Source organism: Rhizobacter sp. P5_C2 (assembly GCF_054049715.1).
The window spans coordinates 80,647-95,409 of sequence record NZ_JBFULV010000003.1; the positions used below are offsets into that span (position 1 = coordinate 80,647).

The following is a 14,763-nucleotide window of genomic DNA, read 5'->3' on the forward strand; positions in this document are numbered from 1 at the left end:
CGCAACGACTCAGCCGACTTCAGGTCGACAGCGCCTTCAGGATCGCCTGCGAGCACAGCGCCATCAGGCCGCCCGGCAGGATGCCGAAGAACAGCACGGCCGCGCCGTTCAGCGACAGCACCAGCCGCACATCGCTCGCGGCGACGATCGGCTGGGTGTCGACCGGGTCTTCGAAGTACATCACCTTCACCAGGCGCAGGTAGTAGAACGCGCCCACCAGCGACAGCAGCACCGCCAGCACCGCGACGACGATGTAGAAGGTGACGTTGGTCGTGATCAGCGCCTGCAGCACCGCGAGCTTGGCATAGAAGCCCACCGTCGGCGGGATGCCGGCCAGCGAGAACATGAAGATCGCCATCACGCCGGCGTACCACGGGTTGCGCTTGGCCAGGCCCTTCAGGTCGTCGACGTTCTCCGACTCGAAGCCCTGGCGCGACAGCAGCATCACGATGCCGAAGGTGCCGAGCGTCGTGAAGACGTAGGTCACCATGTAGAACAGCGCCGAGCTGTAGCCGTTCGAGGCCGACAGCGTGTTGCCGGTGATCACGGTGGTCGTGAAGCCGAGCAGCATGAAGCCCATCTGCGCGATCGTCGAGTACGCGAGCATCCGCTTCAGGTTGCTCTGCGCGATGGCCGCCAGGTTGCCCAGGAACATCGACGCGATCGCCAGCACCATCATCATCTGCTGCCAGTCGCCGGCCACGCCCGACAGGCCCTCGACCAGCAGGCGGAAGGTCATCGCGAAGGCCGCGAGCTTCGGCGCCCCGGCGATCAGCAGCGTGACCGCCGTCGGCGCGCCGTGGTACACGTCGGGCAGCCACATGTGGAACGGCACCGCGCCGAGCTTGAACGCCAGGCCGGAGACGATGAACACCAGGCCGAGCGCCAGCACCGTCGGGTTGATGCGGCCGCCCGCGATCTCGTTGAACACCTTCGGGATGTCGAGCGAGCCGGTCGCGCCGTACATCATCGACAGGCCGTACAGCAGGAAGCCGCTGGCCAGCGCGCCGAGCACGAAGTACTTCATCGCGGCTTCGGTCGACTGGGCATGGTCGCGGCGCATCGCGGTCAGCGCATACAGCGACAGCGACATCAGCTCCAGGCCGAGGTAGATCACCAGGAAGTTGTTGGCCGCCAGCATCACCGAGATGCCCAGCAGCGAGAACAGCGACAGCGTGAACAGCTCGCCCTTCAGCATCTCGCGGCTCTCGGCATACGGCCGCGCGTAGACCAGCGTGACCATCACCGCCAGCGCCGCGAAGAAGCCCAGCAGGTGGCCGAGCGGGTCGGTCACCATCATGCGCTGCATGCCGTAGACGGTGAAGCCGGCGTCGAAGTACAGCAGGTGCATGACGCCGACCACCGCGAGCGTCGCCTGCGTCAGCCAGTAGGTCGGCGTGCGCTTCGGATCGGTCACCCACAGGTCGACCATCGCGACCACGCAGGCCATCACGAGCAATACCAGCTCCGGGTAGACGGCCAGCCAGTTCATGTCTTTGATCATCATTGCCGCCGCTTCAATTCAGTTTCGAGACGGCCACGTGCTTCAGCAGCTCGGTCACGCTGACGTGCATGGTGTCGGTAAAGGGCTTCGGGTACACGCCCATCCACAGCACGGCCACGGCCAGCAGGGCGAGCATCAGGAATTCGCGGGCGTTGATGTCTTCGAGCGCGCGCACGTCTTCGTTGGCCACCGGCCCGAAGTACACCCGCTTGACCATCCACAGCGTGTAGGCGGCGCCGAACACCAGCGTGGTCGCGGCCGTCGCGCCGAGCCAGAAGTTGGCCTTCACCGCGCCGAGGATCACCATCCACTCGCCGACGAAGCCGCCGGTGCCCGGCAGGCCGCAGTTGGCCATCGCGAACAGCACCGCGAACGTGGCGAACTTGGGCATCGTGTTGACGACGCCGCCGTAGCTCGAGATCTCGCGCGAGTGCACGCGGTCGTAGAGCACGCCGATGCACAGGAACATCGCGCCCGACACGAAGCCGTGCGAGATCATCTGCACCAGCGCGCCCGAGACGCCGAGCTCGCTGAAGATGAAGAAGCCGAGCGTCGCGAAGCCCATGTGGGCGATCGACGAATAGGCCACCAGCTTCTTCATGTCCTGCTGCACCAGCGCGACCAGGCCGATGTAGACCACCGCGATCAGCGACAGCGCGATGATGAACCAGTCGTAGGCGTGGCTCGCGTCGGGTGCGATCGGCATCGAGAAGCGCAGGAAGCCGTAGGCGCCGAGCTTCAGCATGATGGCGGCCAGCACCACCGAGCCGCCGGTGGGCGCCTCGACGTGGGCGTCGGGCAGCCAGGTGTGCACCGGCCACATCGGCACCTTGACCGCGAAGGCCGCGAAGAACGCGAAGAACAGCAGCGTCTGCGCATGCATGCCCAGCGGCAACTTGTGCCAGGTGAGGATCTCGAAGCTGCCGCCCGACTTGAAGTACAGGAAGATCAGCGCGATCAGCATCAGCAGCGAGCCGGCCAGCGTGTACAGGAAGAACTTGAACGCCGCATAGACCCGGCGCGGGCCGCCCCAGACGCCGATGATGATGTACATCGGGATCAGCGTGGCCTCGAAGAACACGTAGAACAGCAGGCCGTCGAGCGCGCTGAACACGCCGACCATGATCCCCGACAGGATCAGGAACGCGCCCATGTACTGGTTGACGCGGTCGGTGATCACCTGCCACGCGGCGATCACGACGATGATCGTGATGAAGGCCGTCAGCAGCACGAACCACACCGAGATGCCGTCGACCCCCAGGTGGTAGTGCACGTTCAGGCGCTCGATCCAGCTCAGGTTCTCCTGGAACTGCATCGCGGCGGTACCGGCGTCGAAGCCGGTGATCAGCGGAATCGTGACCGCGAAGCTCGCGATCGCGGCGACCAGCGCGATCCAGCGCACCGCATTGGCATGCTCGTCGCGGCCGACCAGCAGCAGGACGATGCCCGCGACGATCGGCAGCCAGATGGCAAGGCTCAGCAAACCCATGTTCTTGTTCTCCGTGCCACTTTTACTTGCTGAACAGGCTGCCGGCCGCGCTCATCAGCGGACCCCACAGCTGCCAGGTCATCAGGAGGATCACGCCGAGGATCATCACCAGCGCATACCAATAGAGGTAGCCGGTCTGCACGACGCGCACCACCGACGCGAACGCACCGACCGCACGCGCCGAGCCGTTGATCAGCACGCCGTCGATGATGGCGACGTCGCCGCCCTTCCACAGCCCGCGGCCCAGCAGGCGCGCGCCGGCCGACAGCACCTTCTCGTTGAACCAGTCGAAGTAGTACTTGTTCTCGAGCAGCGTGTAGAGGAAGCCGAACTTCGACTTGATCCACGCCGGAATGGCCGGCTTGACCATGTAGAACACGTAGGCGGTGACGACGCCCGCGAGCGCCAGCCAGAACGGCAGCGACATGAGCCCGTGCAGCGCCATCGCGACGGCACCGTGGAACTCGTTCTTCATCTCTTCCATCGCCGGGTGCTTTTCCGGGTTGATGAAGATCGAGTCCTCGAAGAAGCCGCCGTACAGCATGCCCTGGATCGCCATGAAGCCGATCACGACCGACGGGATCGCCAGCAGCAGCAGCGGCGCGGTGACGACCCACGGCGATTCGTGCGGCACATGCGGTTCATGGTGGCCGTGCTCGTCATCGTGGTGACCGTGCTCATCGTCTTCCACCGGGAACGGCTTGTGGCGGAAGTTCTCCTTGCCGTGGAAGACGAGGAAATACATCCGGAACGAATAGAAGGCCGTGACGAACACGCCGACGATCACCGCGATGTACGCGAAGCCGGCACCCGGCAGGTGGCTGGCATGCACCGCCTCGATGATGCTGTCCTTCGAGTAGAAGCCCGAGAACAGCGGCGTGCCGATCAGCGCCAGCGAACCCAGCAGCGACGTGATCCAGGTGATCGGCATGTACTTGCGCAGGCCGCCCATGTTGCGGATGTCCTGGTCGTGGTGCATGCCGATGATCACCGAGCCGGCCGCGAGGAACAGCAGCGCCTTGAAGAACGCGTGCGTCATCAGGTGGAACACCGCGACCGAGTAGGCCGAGGCGCCGAGCGCCACCGTCATGTAGCCGAGCTGCGACAGCGTCGAGTACGCGACGACGCGCTTGATGTCGTTCTGGATGATGCCGAGGAAGCCCATGAACAGCGCGGTGATCGCGCCGATCACCAGCACGAAGCTCAGCGCCACGTCGGACAGCTCGAACAGCGGCGACATGCGCGCCACCATGAAGATGCCGGCCGTCACCATCGTCGCCGCGTGGATCAGCGCGGAAATCGGCGTCGGGCCTTCCATCGAGTCGGGCAGCCAGACGTGCAGCGGCACCTGCGCGCTCTTGCCCATCGCACCGATGAACAGGCAGATGCAGGCCACCGTCAGCAGCATCCATTCGGTGCCGGGGAACACCGCCTTGGCCAGCTCGGGCGCCTTCGCGAAGATCTCGCTGTAGTTCAGCGTGTTGCCGAACGCCAGCAGCAGGCCGATGCCGAGGATGAAGCCGAAGTCGCCGACCCGGTTCACCAGGAAGGCCTTCATGTTCGCGAACACCGCCGACGGCCGCGTGAACCAGAAGCCGATCAGCAGGTACGACACCAGGCCCACCGCCTCCCAGCCGAAGAACAGCTGCAGCATGTTGTTGCTCATCACGAGCATCAGCATCGAGAAGGTGAACAGCGAGATGTACGAGAAGAAGCGCTGGTAGCCCGGGTCTTCTTCCATGTAGCCGATGGTGTAGATGTGCACCATCAGCGACACGAAGGTCACGACGCACATCATCATCGCGGTCAGGCCGTCGACCAGGAAGCCGATCTCCATCTTCAGCGCGCCGAGCGTCATCCACTCGTAGACGGTGGCGTTGAAGCGCGCGCCGTCGACGGCCACCGCCTTCAGCGTCATCGCCGAGATGATGAAGGCGATCAGCACGCCGAGGATGGTCACGGTGTGCGCGCCACGGCGGCCCACCTGCTTGCCGAAGAGCCCGGCGACGACGGCACCGACCAGCGGCGCCAGCGGCACCGCGAGCAGCATGTTCTGGGAGAGTGTTGCAGACATGTTGTTGTGCTCAGCCCTTGAGGGAGTCGAGCTCGTCGACGTTGATGGTCGCCCGATTGCGGAACAGCACCACCAGGATCGCGAGGCCGATCGCGGACTCCGCGGCCGCGACGGTCAGGATGAAGAACACGAACACCTGCCCCGCCATGTCGCCGAGGAAATGCGAGAACGCGACGAAGTTCAGGTTGACCGCCAGCAGCATCAGCTCGATGGCCATCAGCAGCACGATCAGGTTCTTGCGGTTCAGGAAGATGCCGATCACCGACAGCGCGAACAGGATCGCGCCCAGCGTCAGGTAGTGGCCCAGCGTGACCGGGCCGAGGGCGAATGAACTCATGGCTTGGCGTCTCCTCGGGCCGATTCAGCAGCGGGCGGTGCCGGCGGCGCAGGCGGTGCTTCGACCTCGGCCTTCATCTTGATGATGCGCACGCGGTCGGCCTTCTTCGCGCGGACCTGCTGCGACGGGTTCATCGCCTTCGAATCCTTGCGCTGGCGCAGTGTCAGCGCGATCGCCGCGATGATCGCCACCAGCAGCAGCACGGCCGCGATCTGCAGCGGGTACAGGTAGTGCGTGTAGATCTGGATGCCGAGCAGCTTGGTGTTGCCCAGCTGCAGCGCGGCGGCATCGGCCACCGGCGCGCTGCGCACGTCGAAGCCGGGGATCAGCACCGCGGCCATCTCGAGCACGATGATCACGCCGACCAGCGCCGCGACCGGGAAGTGCGTCCAGAAGCCCTGGCGCAGCGAGTCGACATTGATGTCGAGCATCATCACGACGAACAGGAACAGCACCATCACGGCGCCGACGTAGACGAGCACCAGCGAGATCGCGAGGAACTCGGCGTGCAGCAGCATCCACACGCAGGAGGCCGAGAAGAACGCCAGCACCAGGAACAGCGCGGCATGCACCGGGCTGCGCGCGGTGATCACGCGGAATGAAGCTCCCAGCAGCACGGCCGAGAAGATGTAGAAGAGCGCGGTCGGAATGTCCATATTCTTGTCGAGCACCGTGCCGACCGTCCTCGGGGGGACGGTCAACGATAGCGGGCGTCTGCCTCCTTGTTGGCGGCGATCTCGGCTTCGTAGCGGTCACCGACGGCCAGCAGCATGTCCTTCGTGAAGTACAGGTCGCCGCGCTTTTCGCCGTGGTATTCGAAGATGTGCGTCTCGACGATCGAGTCGACCGGGCAGCTCTCTTCGCAGAAGCCGCAGAAGATGCACTTGGTCAGGTCGATGTCGTAGCGCGTCGTGCGGCGCGAGCCGTCGTCACGCACCTCGGATTCGATCGTGATCGCCATCGCCGGGCAGACCGCTTCGCACAGCTTGCAGGCGATGCAACGCTCTTCGCCGTTGTCGTAGCGGCGCAGCGCGTGCAGGCCGCGGAAGCGCGGCGACGCCGGCGTCTTTTCTTCCGGGAACTGCACGGTGATGTGCGGCGACAGGAAGTGCCGGCCGGTCAGGGCCAGGCCCTTGAACAGCTCGGTGAGCATGAAACTCGAGAACAGGTCCTTGATGGAAGCCACTGCAGACATGGTCTTCTCTCCTTACTTCCAGAGGCTGAGAGGGGACTGCAACCACAGCCCGACGACCACCAGCCACACCAGCGTGACCGGGATGAAGATCTTCCAGCCCAGGCGCATGATCTGGTCGTAGCGGTAGCGCGGGAAGGTCGCGCGCACCCACAGGAACATGGTCACGACGACGAAGGTCTTGGCACCCAGCCAGATCCAGCCCGGCACCCAGTTGAACAGCCAGTGGTCGACCGGCGACAGCCATCCCCCGAGGAACAGCGTCACGCACAGGATCGACACCAGGATCATGTTCGCGTATTCGGCGAGGAAGAACATCGCGAACGACATGCCCGAGTACTCGACCATGTGGCCGGCGACGATTTCCGATTCGCCTTCGACGACGTCGAACGGGTGGCGGTTGGTTTCCGCGAGACCCGAGATGAAGTAGACGACGAAGATCGGCAGCAGCGGCAGCCAGTTCCACGAGAAGATCGTGAAGCCGTGGCTGGCGGCGAAGCCCTTGCCCTGGCCGAGCACGATGTCGGTCATGTTCAGGCTGCCGCTGACCATCAGCACGACGACCAGCGCGAAGCCCATCGCGATCTCGTAGCTGACCATCTGCGCCGACGCGCGCAGCGCGCCGAGGAAAGCGTACTTCGAGTTCGACGCCCAGCCGGCGATGATCACGCCGTAGACCTCCATCGAGGTGATCGCCATCAGGAACAGCAGGCCGGCGTTGATGTTGGCCAGCGCCACCTCGGGGCCGAACGGGATGACGGCCCAGGCGGCCAGCGCCGGCATGATCGTCATCACCGGGCCGATCAGGAACAGCGGGCGGTTCGCCGCGGTCGGCAGGATGATCTCCTTGAAGATCAGCTTGACCGCATCGGCGATCGGCGTCAGCAGGCCCCACGGGCCGACGCGGTTCGGACCCGGGCGGATCTGCGTCCAGCCGATGGCCTTGCGCTCCCACAGCGTGAGGTAGGCGACGCAGCCCAGCAGCGGCAGCACGACGACGATGATCTTGATCAGCGTCCAGACCACCGGCCAGGCCGCCCCCAGGTACTGGGTGCCGTAGAGGTTGAAGGTATCGATCATGGTGGGTGCTTCAGGCCTTCTCGATCGACAGCGGGCCGAACATCGCGCCGAGCGCGGCGGTCAGCGCGTGGCCGGCGGGAACGCGGACGGTGCCGGCCGCCAGGCTCGCGTCGAGCCGCGCGGGCAGCGTGATGGCGGCGCCGCCTTGCGAGACGCGCACGGTGTCGCCGTCCGCCAGGCCGAGCTGCAACCACTGCGCGCTGCCCAGCGACGCGACCGGCGGGCGCGCATCGGCGGTGAGCTGCAGCGACGTGGCGCGGCGCACCAGGCTGTCGGCCGAGTAGATCGGCACGTCGGCGATGCGCTCGGTGCCGCCGGCGGCGGCCGAAGCGGCGGCCGTCTGCGTGGTGGCATTGCTCAGGCGCGAAGCCACGGTGGCGACATCGCCCAGCGCCTCGGCCCGCACCTCTTCCGAGGTCTCCTGGTCGAAGCCCTTCAGGCCCAGCAGGTTGCCCAGCACGCGCAGCACCTTCCAGGCCGGACGGGCGTCGCCCAGCGGCTTGACGACGCCGTGGAAGCTCTGCACCCGGCCTTCGGCGTTGACGAAGGTGCCGGAGGTTTCGGTGAACGGTGCGATCGGCAGCAGCACGTCGGCGACATCGAGCGCGGCGTCCTTGAAGGACGTGAGCGCCACCACCATGTCGGCCGACTGCAGCGCCGCCTTCGCGGCCAGCGGATTCGCGGCGTCGAACTCGGGCTCGACGTTCAGCAGCAGGCAGGCGCGCAGCGATCCGCCGAGCATCTGGCCGGCGTTCAGGCCACTGGCGCCCGGCAGCGCGTTGACGAGCTGCGCGCCGACGCTGTTGCCGGCTTCGGTCAGGTAGCCGACGCTCGCGCCGGTCTGCGCGCCGATCCAGTTGGCGAGGGCCAGCAGCTCGGTGGCTTGCGGATGCTGCGCGGCCGCGTTGCCCAGCAGCACGGCCTTGCGCTCGCCGCTCAGCAAGGACGTGGCAACCGCAGTGGCAGCGTCGGTGGCAGCGGTCGCCAGCGGTGCGGCGACGCCCTTCGCAGCGGCCACGGCCGCGGCGATGGCGCCCAGCGCGTTGACCCAGCCGCTCGGCGCCACGGCCTGCTGGCTCGCCATCGGCATCAGCCAGTCATCGGCCAGCGCGTGCAGGCTGTGCACCTTGGCGCCCTTGCGGGCGGCCTGGCGGATGCGCTGCGCGAACAGCGGGTGATCCTTGCGCAGGAACGAGCCGACGACCAGCACGCGCTGCAGCGTCGACAGCGACGCGATGCTGGTGCCCAGCCAGCGCACGCCGGCCTCGCCCGCGCTGCGGAAATCGGCATGGCGCGTGCGGTGGTCGATGTTCTCGCTGCCGAGCCCGCGCACCAGCTTCGCGAGCAGGTGCAGCTCTTCGACGGTGGCGTGCGCCGAGCCGACGGCGCCGATGCTCTTCGCACCGTGGTCGGCCTTGATCTGCGACAGGCCCTTGGCCACGTACTCGAGCGCGGTGGTCCAGTCGACGGTGGTCCACTCGCCGCCCTGCTTGATCATCGGCGCGGTCAGGCGCTGGTCGCTGTTGACGGCTTCGTACGAGAAGCGGTCGCGGTCGGCCAGCCAGCATTCGTTGACGTCTTCGTTCTCGAGCGGAACGACGCGCAGCACCTTGTTGTTCTTGACCTGCACGATCAGGTTGGCACCGGTGCCGTCGTGCGGGCTGACGCTCTTGCGGCGCGAGAGCTCCCAGGTGCGGGCGCTGTAGCGGAACGGCTTGCTGGTGAGCGCGCCGACCGGGCAGATGTCGATCATGTTGCCCGACAGCTCGCTGTCGACGGTGTCGCCGACGACGGTGGTGATCTCGGAGTGCTCGCCGCGGTGGATCATGCCGAGCTCCATCACGCCCGACACTTCCTGGCCGAAGCGCACGCAGCGCGTGCAGTGGATGCAGCGGCTCATCTCTTCCATCGAGATCAGCGGGCCGACATCCTTGTGGAAGACGACGCGTTTTTCTTCGGTGTAGCGCGACGACGAACCGCCGTAGCCGACGGCCAGGTCCTGCAGCTGGCACTCGCCGCCCTGGTCGCAGATCGGGCAATCGAGCGGGTGGTTGATCAGCAGGAATTCCATCACGCCCTGCTGGGCCTTCAGCGCCTTGTCGCTCTTGGTGCGAACGACCATGCCCTGCGTCACCGGCGTGGCGCAGGCGGGCATCGGCTTCGGCGCCTTCTCGACGTCGACCAGGCACATGCGGCAGTTGGCCGCGATGGACAGCTTCTTGTGATAGCAGAAGTGCGGGATGTAGGTGCCCGCCTTGTCGGCCGCATGCATCACCATGCTGCCTTCGGTGACCTGGACCTTCTGGCCGTCGAGTTCGATTTCAATCATGTGAGGAAGCCCAGGAGGTCAGGCGTGCACCTTGACCGCGCAGGTCTTGTGCTCGATGTGATGGATGAACTCATCACGGAAGTGTTTGATCATCGCGCGCACCGGCATCGCCGCCGCGTCGCCCAGCGCGCAGATGGTGCGGCCCTGGATGTTGTCGGCCACCGAGTTCAGCAGGTCGATGTCTTCCATGCGGCCCTGGCCGTGCTCGATGCGGTCGACCATGCGGTACAGCCAGCCGGTGCCTTCGCGGCACGGCGTGCACTGGCCGCAGCTCTCGTGCATGTAGAAGTACGACAGGCGCAGCAGGCTCTTGACCATGCAGCGCGAGTCGTCCATCACGATGACGGCGCCCGAGCCGAGCATCGAGCCGGCCTTCGCGATGGCGTCGTAGTCCATCGTGGTGTCCATCATGATCGACGCCGGCAGCACCGGGGCCGACGAGCCGCCGGGGATCACCGCCTTCAGCGTGCGGCCCTGGCGCACGCCGCCGGCGAGTTCGAGCAGCTTCGAGAACGGCGTGCCCAGCGGGACCTCGAAGTTGCCGGGGCGTTCGACGTCGCCGACCACCGAGAAGATCTTGGTGCCGCCGTTGTTCGGCTTGCCGATCTCGAGGTAGGGCTGGCCGCCGTTGCGGATGATCCACGGCACCGCGGCGAAGGTCTCGGTGTTGTTGATCGTCGTCGGCTTGCCGTACAGGCCGTAGCTGGCCGGGAACGGCGGCTTGAAGCGCGGCTGGCCCTTCTTGCCTTCGAGCGATTCGAGCAGCGCGGTTTCTTCGCCGCAGATGTAGGCGCCGAAGCCGTGCGCGCCATGCAGCTGGAAGGTGAAGTTCGAGCCGAGGATCCTGTCGCCGAGGAATCCGGCCGCACGGGCTTCTTCCAGGGCCGCTTCGAAGCGGTCGTACACCTCGAAGATCTCGCCGTGGATGTAGTTGTAGCCGACCGTGATGCCCATCGCGAACGCCGCGATCGCCATGCCTTCGATGACGATGTGCGGGTTGAACATCAGGATGTCGCGGTCCTTGCAGGTGCCCGGCTCGCCTTCGTCGGAGTTGCAGACGAGGTACTTCTGCCCCGGGAACTGGCGCGGCATGAAGCTCCACTTCAGGCCGGTCGGAAAGCCCGCGCCGCCGCGGCCGCGCAGGCCCGAGGTCTTGACCTCGGYGATCACCTGCTCGGGCGTCATCGGCTCGCCGGTGGCGCCCTGGAATTCACCGGTCAGGATCTTGCGCAGCGCCTGGTAGCCGCCGCGCGCGACGTAGTCCTTCAGCGACCAGTTGCTGCCGTTCAGGTCGGCATAGATCTGCGCGCCGATGTGGCGGCCGTGGAAGCAGGTCTCGGCACCGGTGGCCTGGAACTTCGAGAGGTCCAACAAGGGTTGCGACATGGTTCGGTTCCCGTTCACTTCGCCGCGCGCAGCGTGTCGACGAGTTCGTCGAGGCGCTGCTCGTTCATGAAGCTGCACATCTGGCGGTCGTTGACCAGCATCACCGGCGCGTCGGCGCAGGCGCCCAGGCATTCGCTCTTCTGCACGGTGAAGAGCCCGTCGGCGGTGGTGCCGCCTTCGTCGACGCCGAGCCGGCTGCACAGGTGCTCGAGCGCGGTCTGGCCGCTGCGCAGCTGGCACGGCAGGTTGGTGCAGACGTTGAGCTTGAACGTGCCCCGCGGCTGCTGGTTGTACATGTTGTAGAAGGTCGTCACCTCGTGCACCGCGATCGGCGGCATGCCGAGGTACTCGGCGACCAGCTTCTCGCTGTCGGCCGAGACGAAGCCCTGCTCCTGCTGCACGATGGCCAGGCAGGCCATCACGGCGGACTGCTTCTGGTCGGCGGGGTACTTGGCCACTTCGCGGTCGAAGCGGACGCGGGTCGATTCCGAAATCATCGGTCGATTTCTCCAAACACGATGTCCATGGTGCCGATCACGGCGACGGCGTCGGCAATCATGTGGCCGCGCGCCATTTCGTCGAGCGCGGCAAGGTGCGCGAAGCCAGGGGCGCGGATCTTCAGGCGGTACGGCTTGTTCGCACCGTCGCTGACGATGTAGATGCCGAACTCGCCCTTCGGGTGTTCCACCGCCGCGTAGGCCTCGCCTTCGGGCACGTGGAAGCCTTCGGTGAAGAGCTTGAAGTGGTGGATCAGCTCTTCCATGCTGGACTTCATGTCCACGCGCCCGGGCGGTGCCACCTTGTGGTTCGCGGTGATGACCGGGCCGGTGGGGTTGGCACGCAGCCAGTCGACGCACTGCTGCACGATGCGGTTGGCCTGGCGCATCTCTTCGACGCGCACCAGGTAGCGGTCGTAGGTGTCGCCGTTGACACCGACCGGCACGTCGAAATCCATCTGGTCGTAGACGTCGTAGGGCTGCTTCTTGCGCAGGTCCCAGGCGATGCCCGAGCCGCGCAGCATCGCGCCGCTGAAGCCGAGGTTCAACGCGCGCTCGGGGCTCACCACGCCGATGCCGACGGTGCGCTGCTTCCAGATGCGGTTGTCGGTCAGCAGCGTCTCGTAGTCGTCGACGTTCTTCGGGAAGCGCTTGCTGAAGTCTTCGATGAAGTCGAGCAGCGAGCCCTGGCGGTTCTCGTTCAGGCGCCCGATGGTCTTCGCATTGCGGACCTTCGAGGCCTTGTACTGCGGCATCGCATCGGGCAGGTCGCGGTAGACGCCGCCCGGACGGAAGTAGGCCGCGTGCATGCGCGCGCCCGACACCGCCTCGTACATGTCGAAAATATCTTCGCGCTCGCGGAAGCAGTAGATGAGGATGTTCATCGCGCCGCAATCGAGCCCGTGCGCACCCAGCCACAGCAGGTGGTTCAGGATGCGGGTCAGCTCGGAGAACATCACGCGAATGTATTGCGCGCGCAGCGGCACGTCGACGCCCAGCAGGCGCTCGATGGCCAGGCAGTACGCATGCTCGTTGGCCATCATCGACACGTAGTCGAGGCGGTCCATGTAGGGCAGCGACTGGATGTAGGTCTTGCTTTCGGCGAGCTTCTCGGTCGCGCGGTGCAGCAGGCCGATGTGCGGATCGGCGCGCTGGATGACCTCGCCGTCGAGTTCGAGCACGAGGCGCAGCACACCGTGCGCGGCCGGGTGCTGCGGGCCGAAGTTCAGCGTGTAGTTCTTGATTTCTGCCATGTCGTCGCCTTGAGGCCCAGCCTCTAGTGCAGTCCGCCGTAGTTGTCTTCGCGAATGATGCGCGGCGTGATCTCGCGCGGCTCGATCGTCACCGGCTGGTAGATCACGCGCTTCTGCTCGGGGTCGTAGCGCATCTCGACATGGCCCGAGGTCGGGAAATCCTTGCGAAACGGGTGGCCGATGAAGCCGTAGTCGGTCAGGATGCGGCGCAGGTCGACGTGGCCGTCGAACAGGATGCCGTACAGGTCGAAGGCCTCGCGCTCGAACCAGTTGGCCGAGTTCCAGATGTCGTTGACCGACGCCACCATCGGCAGGTCGTCATCGGGCGCGAACACCTTCAGGCGCAGCCGCCAGTTGTGCGTGATCGACAGCAGGTGCGAGGCGACGCAATAGCGCAGGCCTTCGTTCGGCTGGTCCTTGTACGACGAATAGTCGAGGCCGCACAGGTCGACCAGCTGCTCGAAGCGCAGCGACGGATCGTCGCGCAGCACGAGCGCGACGGCCGCGTAGTGCTCGGCGGTGACGGTCAGCGTGAGTTCACCGCGGTCGCGCACCAGGCGCTTGATCTTGCCGGCAAAGGCCGCTTCGAGCGCGGCCTGCAGGGTGTCCAATTTGCTCATGCGGGCTTTCAGCGGGCGATCGTGTTTTCGCGGCGGATCTTGGTCTGCAGCTGCAGCACGCCGTACAGCAGCGCCTCGGCCGTCGGCGGGCAGCCGGGCACGTAGACGTCGACCGGCACGATGCGGTCGCAGCCGCGCACCACCGAGTAGCTGTAGTGGTAGTAGCCGCCGCCGTTGGCGCACGAGCCCATCGACAGCACCCAGCGCGGCTCGGCCATCTGGTCGTAGACCTTGCGCAGCGCCGGCGCCATCTTGTTGCACAGCGTGCCGGCGACGATCATCAGGTCGCTCTGGCGCGGGCTGGGACGAAACAGCATGCCGAAGCGGTCGATGTCGTAGCGGGCGGCGCCCGCGTGCATCATTTCCACCGCGCAGCAGGCCAGACCGAAGGTCATGGGCCACAGCGAACCGGTCTTCGACCAGTTGATCAGCGTGTCGACGCTGGTGGTGACGAAGCCTTCCTTGAGAACGCCATCAATGCTCATAGCTCACTCCCAGTCAAGGGCGCCTTTTTTCCACTCGTAGGCAAAGCCGACGACGAGGATTCCCAGGAACACCATCATCGACCAGAAGCCCGCCGGACCGATTTCCTTGAGCGACACCGCCCACGGAAAGAGAAATGCAATCTCGAGGTCGAACAGGATGAAGAGAATCGCGACGAGGTAGTAGCGCACGTCGAACTTCATGCGCGCGTCTTCGAAGGCCTCGAAGCCGCATTCGTAGGGGGAATTCTTCGCGGCGTCCGGCTTGTGCGGACCCAGCAGGAAACCGAGCACCTGAGGCGCTACGCCTACCCCTACGCCGACCAGGATGAACAGGATGACGGGCAGGTAGGGAGCGAGGTTCATGGTGTGGTTTGAGCGGTCTTGAAACAAACGAGGCACTGGGTAAGTGCCTCGTTCAAAGATCTGGTGCCGTCGGCGAGACTCGAACTCGCACAGCTTTCGCCACTACCCCCTCAAGATAGCGTGTCTACCAATTTCACCACGACGGCTGCACTCA

At 65.6% G+C, this 14,763-nt stretch carries 14 protein-coding genes and 1 tRNA gene; all 15 read right to left on the bottom strand.

What is annotated here, in order from left to right; genetic code table 11:
• Positions 1-19: 19 nt before the first annotated feature.
• Entirely contained in the window at positions 20-1,504 is a 1,485-nt protein-coding gene (nuoN, locus tag ACXJLU_RS01735; protein WP_457328823.1) for an NADH-quinone oxidoreductase subunit NuoN, read from the bottom strand.
• Between the two features lie 13 nt (positions 1,505-1,517).
• Positions 1,518-2,993 carry an NADH-quinone oxidoreductase subunit M gene (locus ACXJLU_RS01740; protein WP_457328788.1) on the bottom strand — a complete coding sequence of 492 codons (1,476 nt, stop codon included), beginning with the start codon at positions 2,991-2,993 and terminating at the stop codon, positions 1,518-1,520.
• A gap of 22 nt (positions 2,994-3,015) precedes the next feature.
• Positions 3,016-5,067: an NADH-quinone oxidoreductase subunit L gene (gene nuoL / locus ACXJLU_RS01745; RefSeq protein WP_457328789.1), complete on the bottom strand. Its 2,052-nt coding sequence runs from the start codon at positions 5,065-5,067 to the stop codon at positions 3,016-3,018.
• Positions 5,068-5,077: 10 nt separating this feature from the next.
• On the bottom strand, positions 5,078-5,404 hold the full coding sequence (gene nuoK / locus ACXJLU_RS01750; protein ID WP_457328790.1) for an NADH-quinone oxidoreductase subunit NuoK: 327 nt from the start codon (positions 5,402-5,404) through the stop codon (positions 5,078-5,080).
• On the bottom strand, positions 5,401-6,060 hold the full coding sequence (locus tag ACXJLU_RS01755; protein WP_457328791.1) for an NADH-quinone oxidoreductase subunit J: 660 nt from the start codon (positions 6,058-6,060) through the stop codon (positions 5,401-5,403). Before ACXJLU_RS01755 ends, nuoK begins: the two co-directional genes overlap by 4 nt.
• A 41-nt stretch (positions 6,061-6,101) precedes the next feature.
• Complete coding sequence (gene nuoI, locus ACXJLU_RS01760; protein ID WP_073467678.1) at positions 6,102-6,599, bottom strand: NADH-quinone oxidoreductase subunit NuoI; 498 nt, start codon at positions 6,597-6,599, stop codon at positions 6,102-6,104.
• Between the two features lie 12 nt (positions 6,600-6,611).
• Positions 6,612-7,676 (bottom strand): NADH-quinone oxidoreductase subunit NuoH, encoded by a 1,065-nt coding sequence (gene nuoH, locus ACXJLU_RS01765; protein WP_457328792.1) that lies wholly within the window; start codon positions 7,674-7,676, stop codon positions 6,612-6,614.
• 10 nt (positions 7,677-7,686) lie between these two features.
• The gene (gene nuoG / locus ACXJLU_RS01770; protein WP_457328793.1) at positions 7,687-10,005 is read right to left on the bottom strand and encodes an NADH-quinone oxidoreductase subunit NuoG; all 2,319 of its coding nucleotides are present in this window, start codon (positions 10,003-10,005) and stop codon (positions 7,687-7,689) included.
• Between the two features lie 18 nt (positions 10,006-10,023).
• Positions 10,024-11,391, bottom strand: a complete 1,368-nt coding sequence (gene nuoF, locus ACXJLU_RS01775; RefSeq protein ID WP_457328794.1) for an NADH-quinone oxidoreductase subunit NuoF — start codon at positions 11,389-11,391, stop codon at positions 10,024-10,026.
• Between the two features lie 14 nt (positions 11,392-11,405).
• A complete protein-coding gene (locus tag ACXJLU_RS01780; RefSeq protein WP_073467674.1) occupies positions 11,406-11,888 on the bottom strand; it encodes an NADH-quinone oxidoreductase subunit NuoE family protein in 483 nt (160 codons plus the stop codon).
• Entirely contained in the window at positions 11,885-13,141 is a 1,257-nt protein-coding gene (locus ACXJLU_RS01785) for an NADH-quinone oxidoreductase subunit D (RefSeq protein ID WP_457328795.1), read from the bottom strand. The genes ACXJLU_RS01780 and ACXJLU_RS01785 overlap by 4 nt, the downstream gene beginning before the upstream one ends.
• 23 nt (positions 13,142-13,164) lie before the next feature.
• Complete coding sequence (locus tag ACXJLU_RS01790) at positions 13,165-13,761, bottom strand: NADH-quinone oxidoreductase subunit C (protein ID WP_457328796.1); 597 nt, start codon at positions 13,759-13,761, stop codon at positions 13,165-13,167.
• Positions 13,762-13,769: 8 nt separating this feature from the next.
• Positions 13,770-14,246: a NuoB/complex I 20 kDa subunit family protein gene (locus tag ACXJLU_RS01795; RefSeq protein WP_047502926.1), complete on the bottom strand. Its 477-nt coding sequence runs from the start codon at positions 14,244-14,246 to the stop codon at positions 13,770-13,772.
• A 3-nt stretch (positions 14,247-14,249) separates the two neighbouring features.
• On the bottom strand, positions 14,250-14,609 hold the full coding sequence (locus ACXJLU_RS01800; RefSeq protein ID WP_047502928.1) for an NADH-quinone oxidoreductase subunit A: 360 nt from the start codon (positions 14,607-14,609) through the stop codon (positions 14,250-14,252).
• 61 nt (positions 14,610-14,670) lie between these two features.
• Positions 14,671-14,755 (bottom strand) — tRNA-Leu (locus ACXJLU_RS01805).
• Positions 14,756-14,763: the final 8 nt, after the last annotated feature.

What these genes read in the sequence shown, in the direction of transcription:
- nuoK (WP_457328790.1), bottom strand. Translation starts at nt 5,404, where the DNA reads ATGAGTTCATTCGCCCTCGGCCCGGTCACGCTGGGCCACTACCTGACG.
- nuoL (WP_457328789.1), bottom strand. Translation starts at nt 5,067, where the DNA reads ATGTCTGCAACACTCTCCCAGAACATGCTGCTCGCGGTGCCGCTGGCG.
- ACXJLU_RS01755 (WP_457328791.1), bottom strand. Translation starts at nt 6,060, where the DNA reads ATGGACATTCCGACCGCGCTCTTCTACATCTTCTCGGCCGTGCTGCTG.
- ACXJLU_RS01790 (WP_457328796.1), bottom strand. Translation starts at nt 13,761, where the DNA reads ATGAGCAAATTGGACACCCTGCAGGCCGCGCTCGAAGCGGCCTTTGCC.
- ACXJLU_RS01795 (WP_047502926.1), bottom strand. Translation starts at nt 14,246, where the DNA reads ATGAGCATTGATGGCGTTCTCAAGGAAGGCTTCGTCACCACCAGCGTC.
- ACXJLU_RS01740 (WP_457328788.1), bottom strand. Translation starts at nt 2,993, where the DNA reads ATGGGTTTGCTGAGCCTTGCCATCTGGCTGCCGATCGTCGCGGGCATC.
- nuoI (WP_073467678.1), bottom strand. Translation starts at nt 6,599, where the DNA reads ATGTCTGCAGTGGCTTCCATCAAGGACCTGTTCTCGAGTTTCATGCTC.
- nuoH (WP_457328792.1), bottom strand. Translation starts at nt 7,676, where the DNA reads ATGATCGATACCTTCAACCTCTACGGCACCCAGTACCTGGGGGCGGCC.
- nuoG (WP_457328793.1), bottom strand. Translation starts at nt 10,005, where the DNA reads ATGATTGAAATCGAACTCGACGGCCAGAAGGTCCAGGTCACCGAAGGC.
- ACXJLU_RS01780 (WP_073467674.1), bottom strand. Translation starts at nt 11,888, where the DNA reads ATGATTTCGGAATCGACCCGCGTCCGCTTCGACCGCGAAGTGGCCAAG.
- nuoN (WP_457328823.1), bottom strand. Translation starts at nt 1,504, where the DNA reads ATGATCAAAGACATGAACTGGCTGGCCGTCTACCCGGAGCTGGTATTG.
- ACXJLU_RS01800 (WP_047502928.1), bottom strand. Translation starts at nt 14,609, where the DNA reads ATGAACCTCGCTCCCTACCTGCCCGTCATCCTGTTCATCCTGGTCGGC.
- ACXJLU_RS01785 (WP_457328795.1), bottom strand. Translation starts at nt 13,141, where the DNA reads ATGGCAGAAATCAAGAACTACACGCTGAACTTCGGCCCGCAGCACCCG.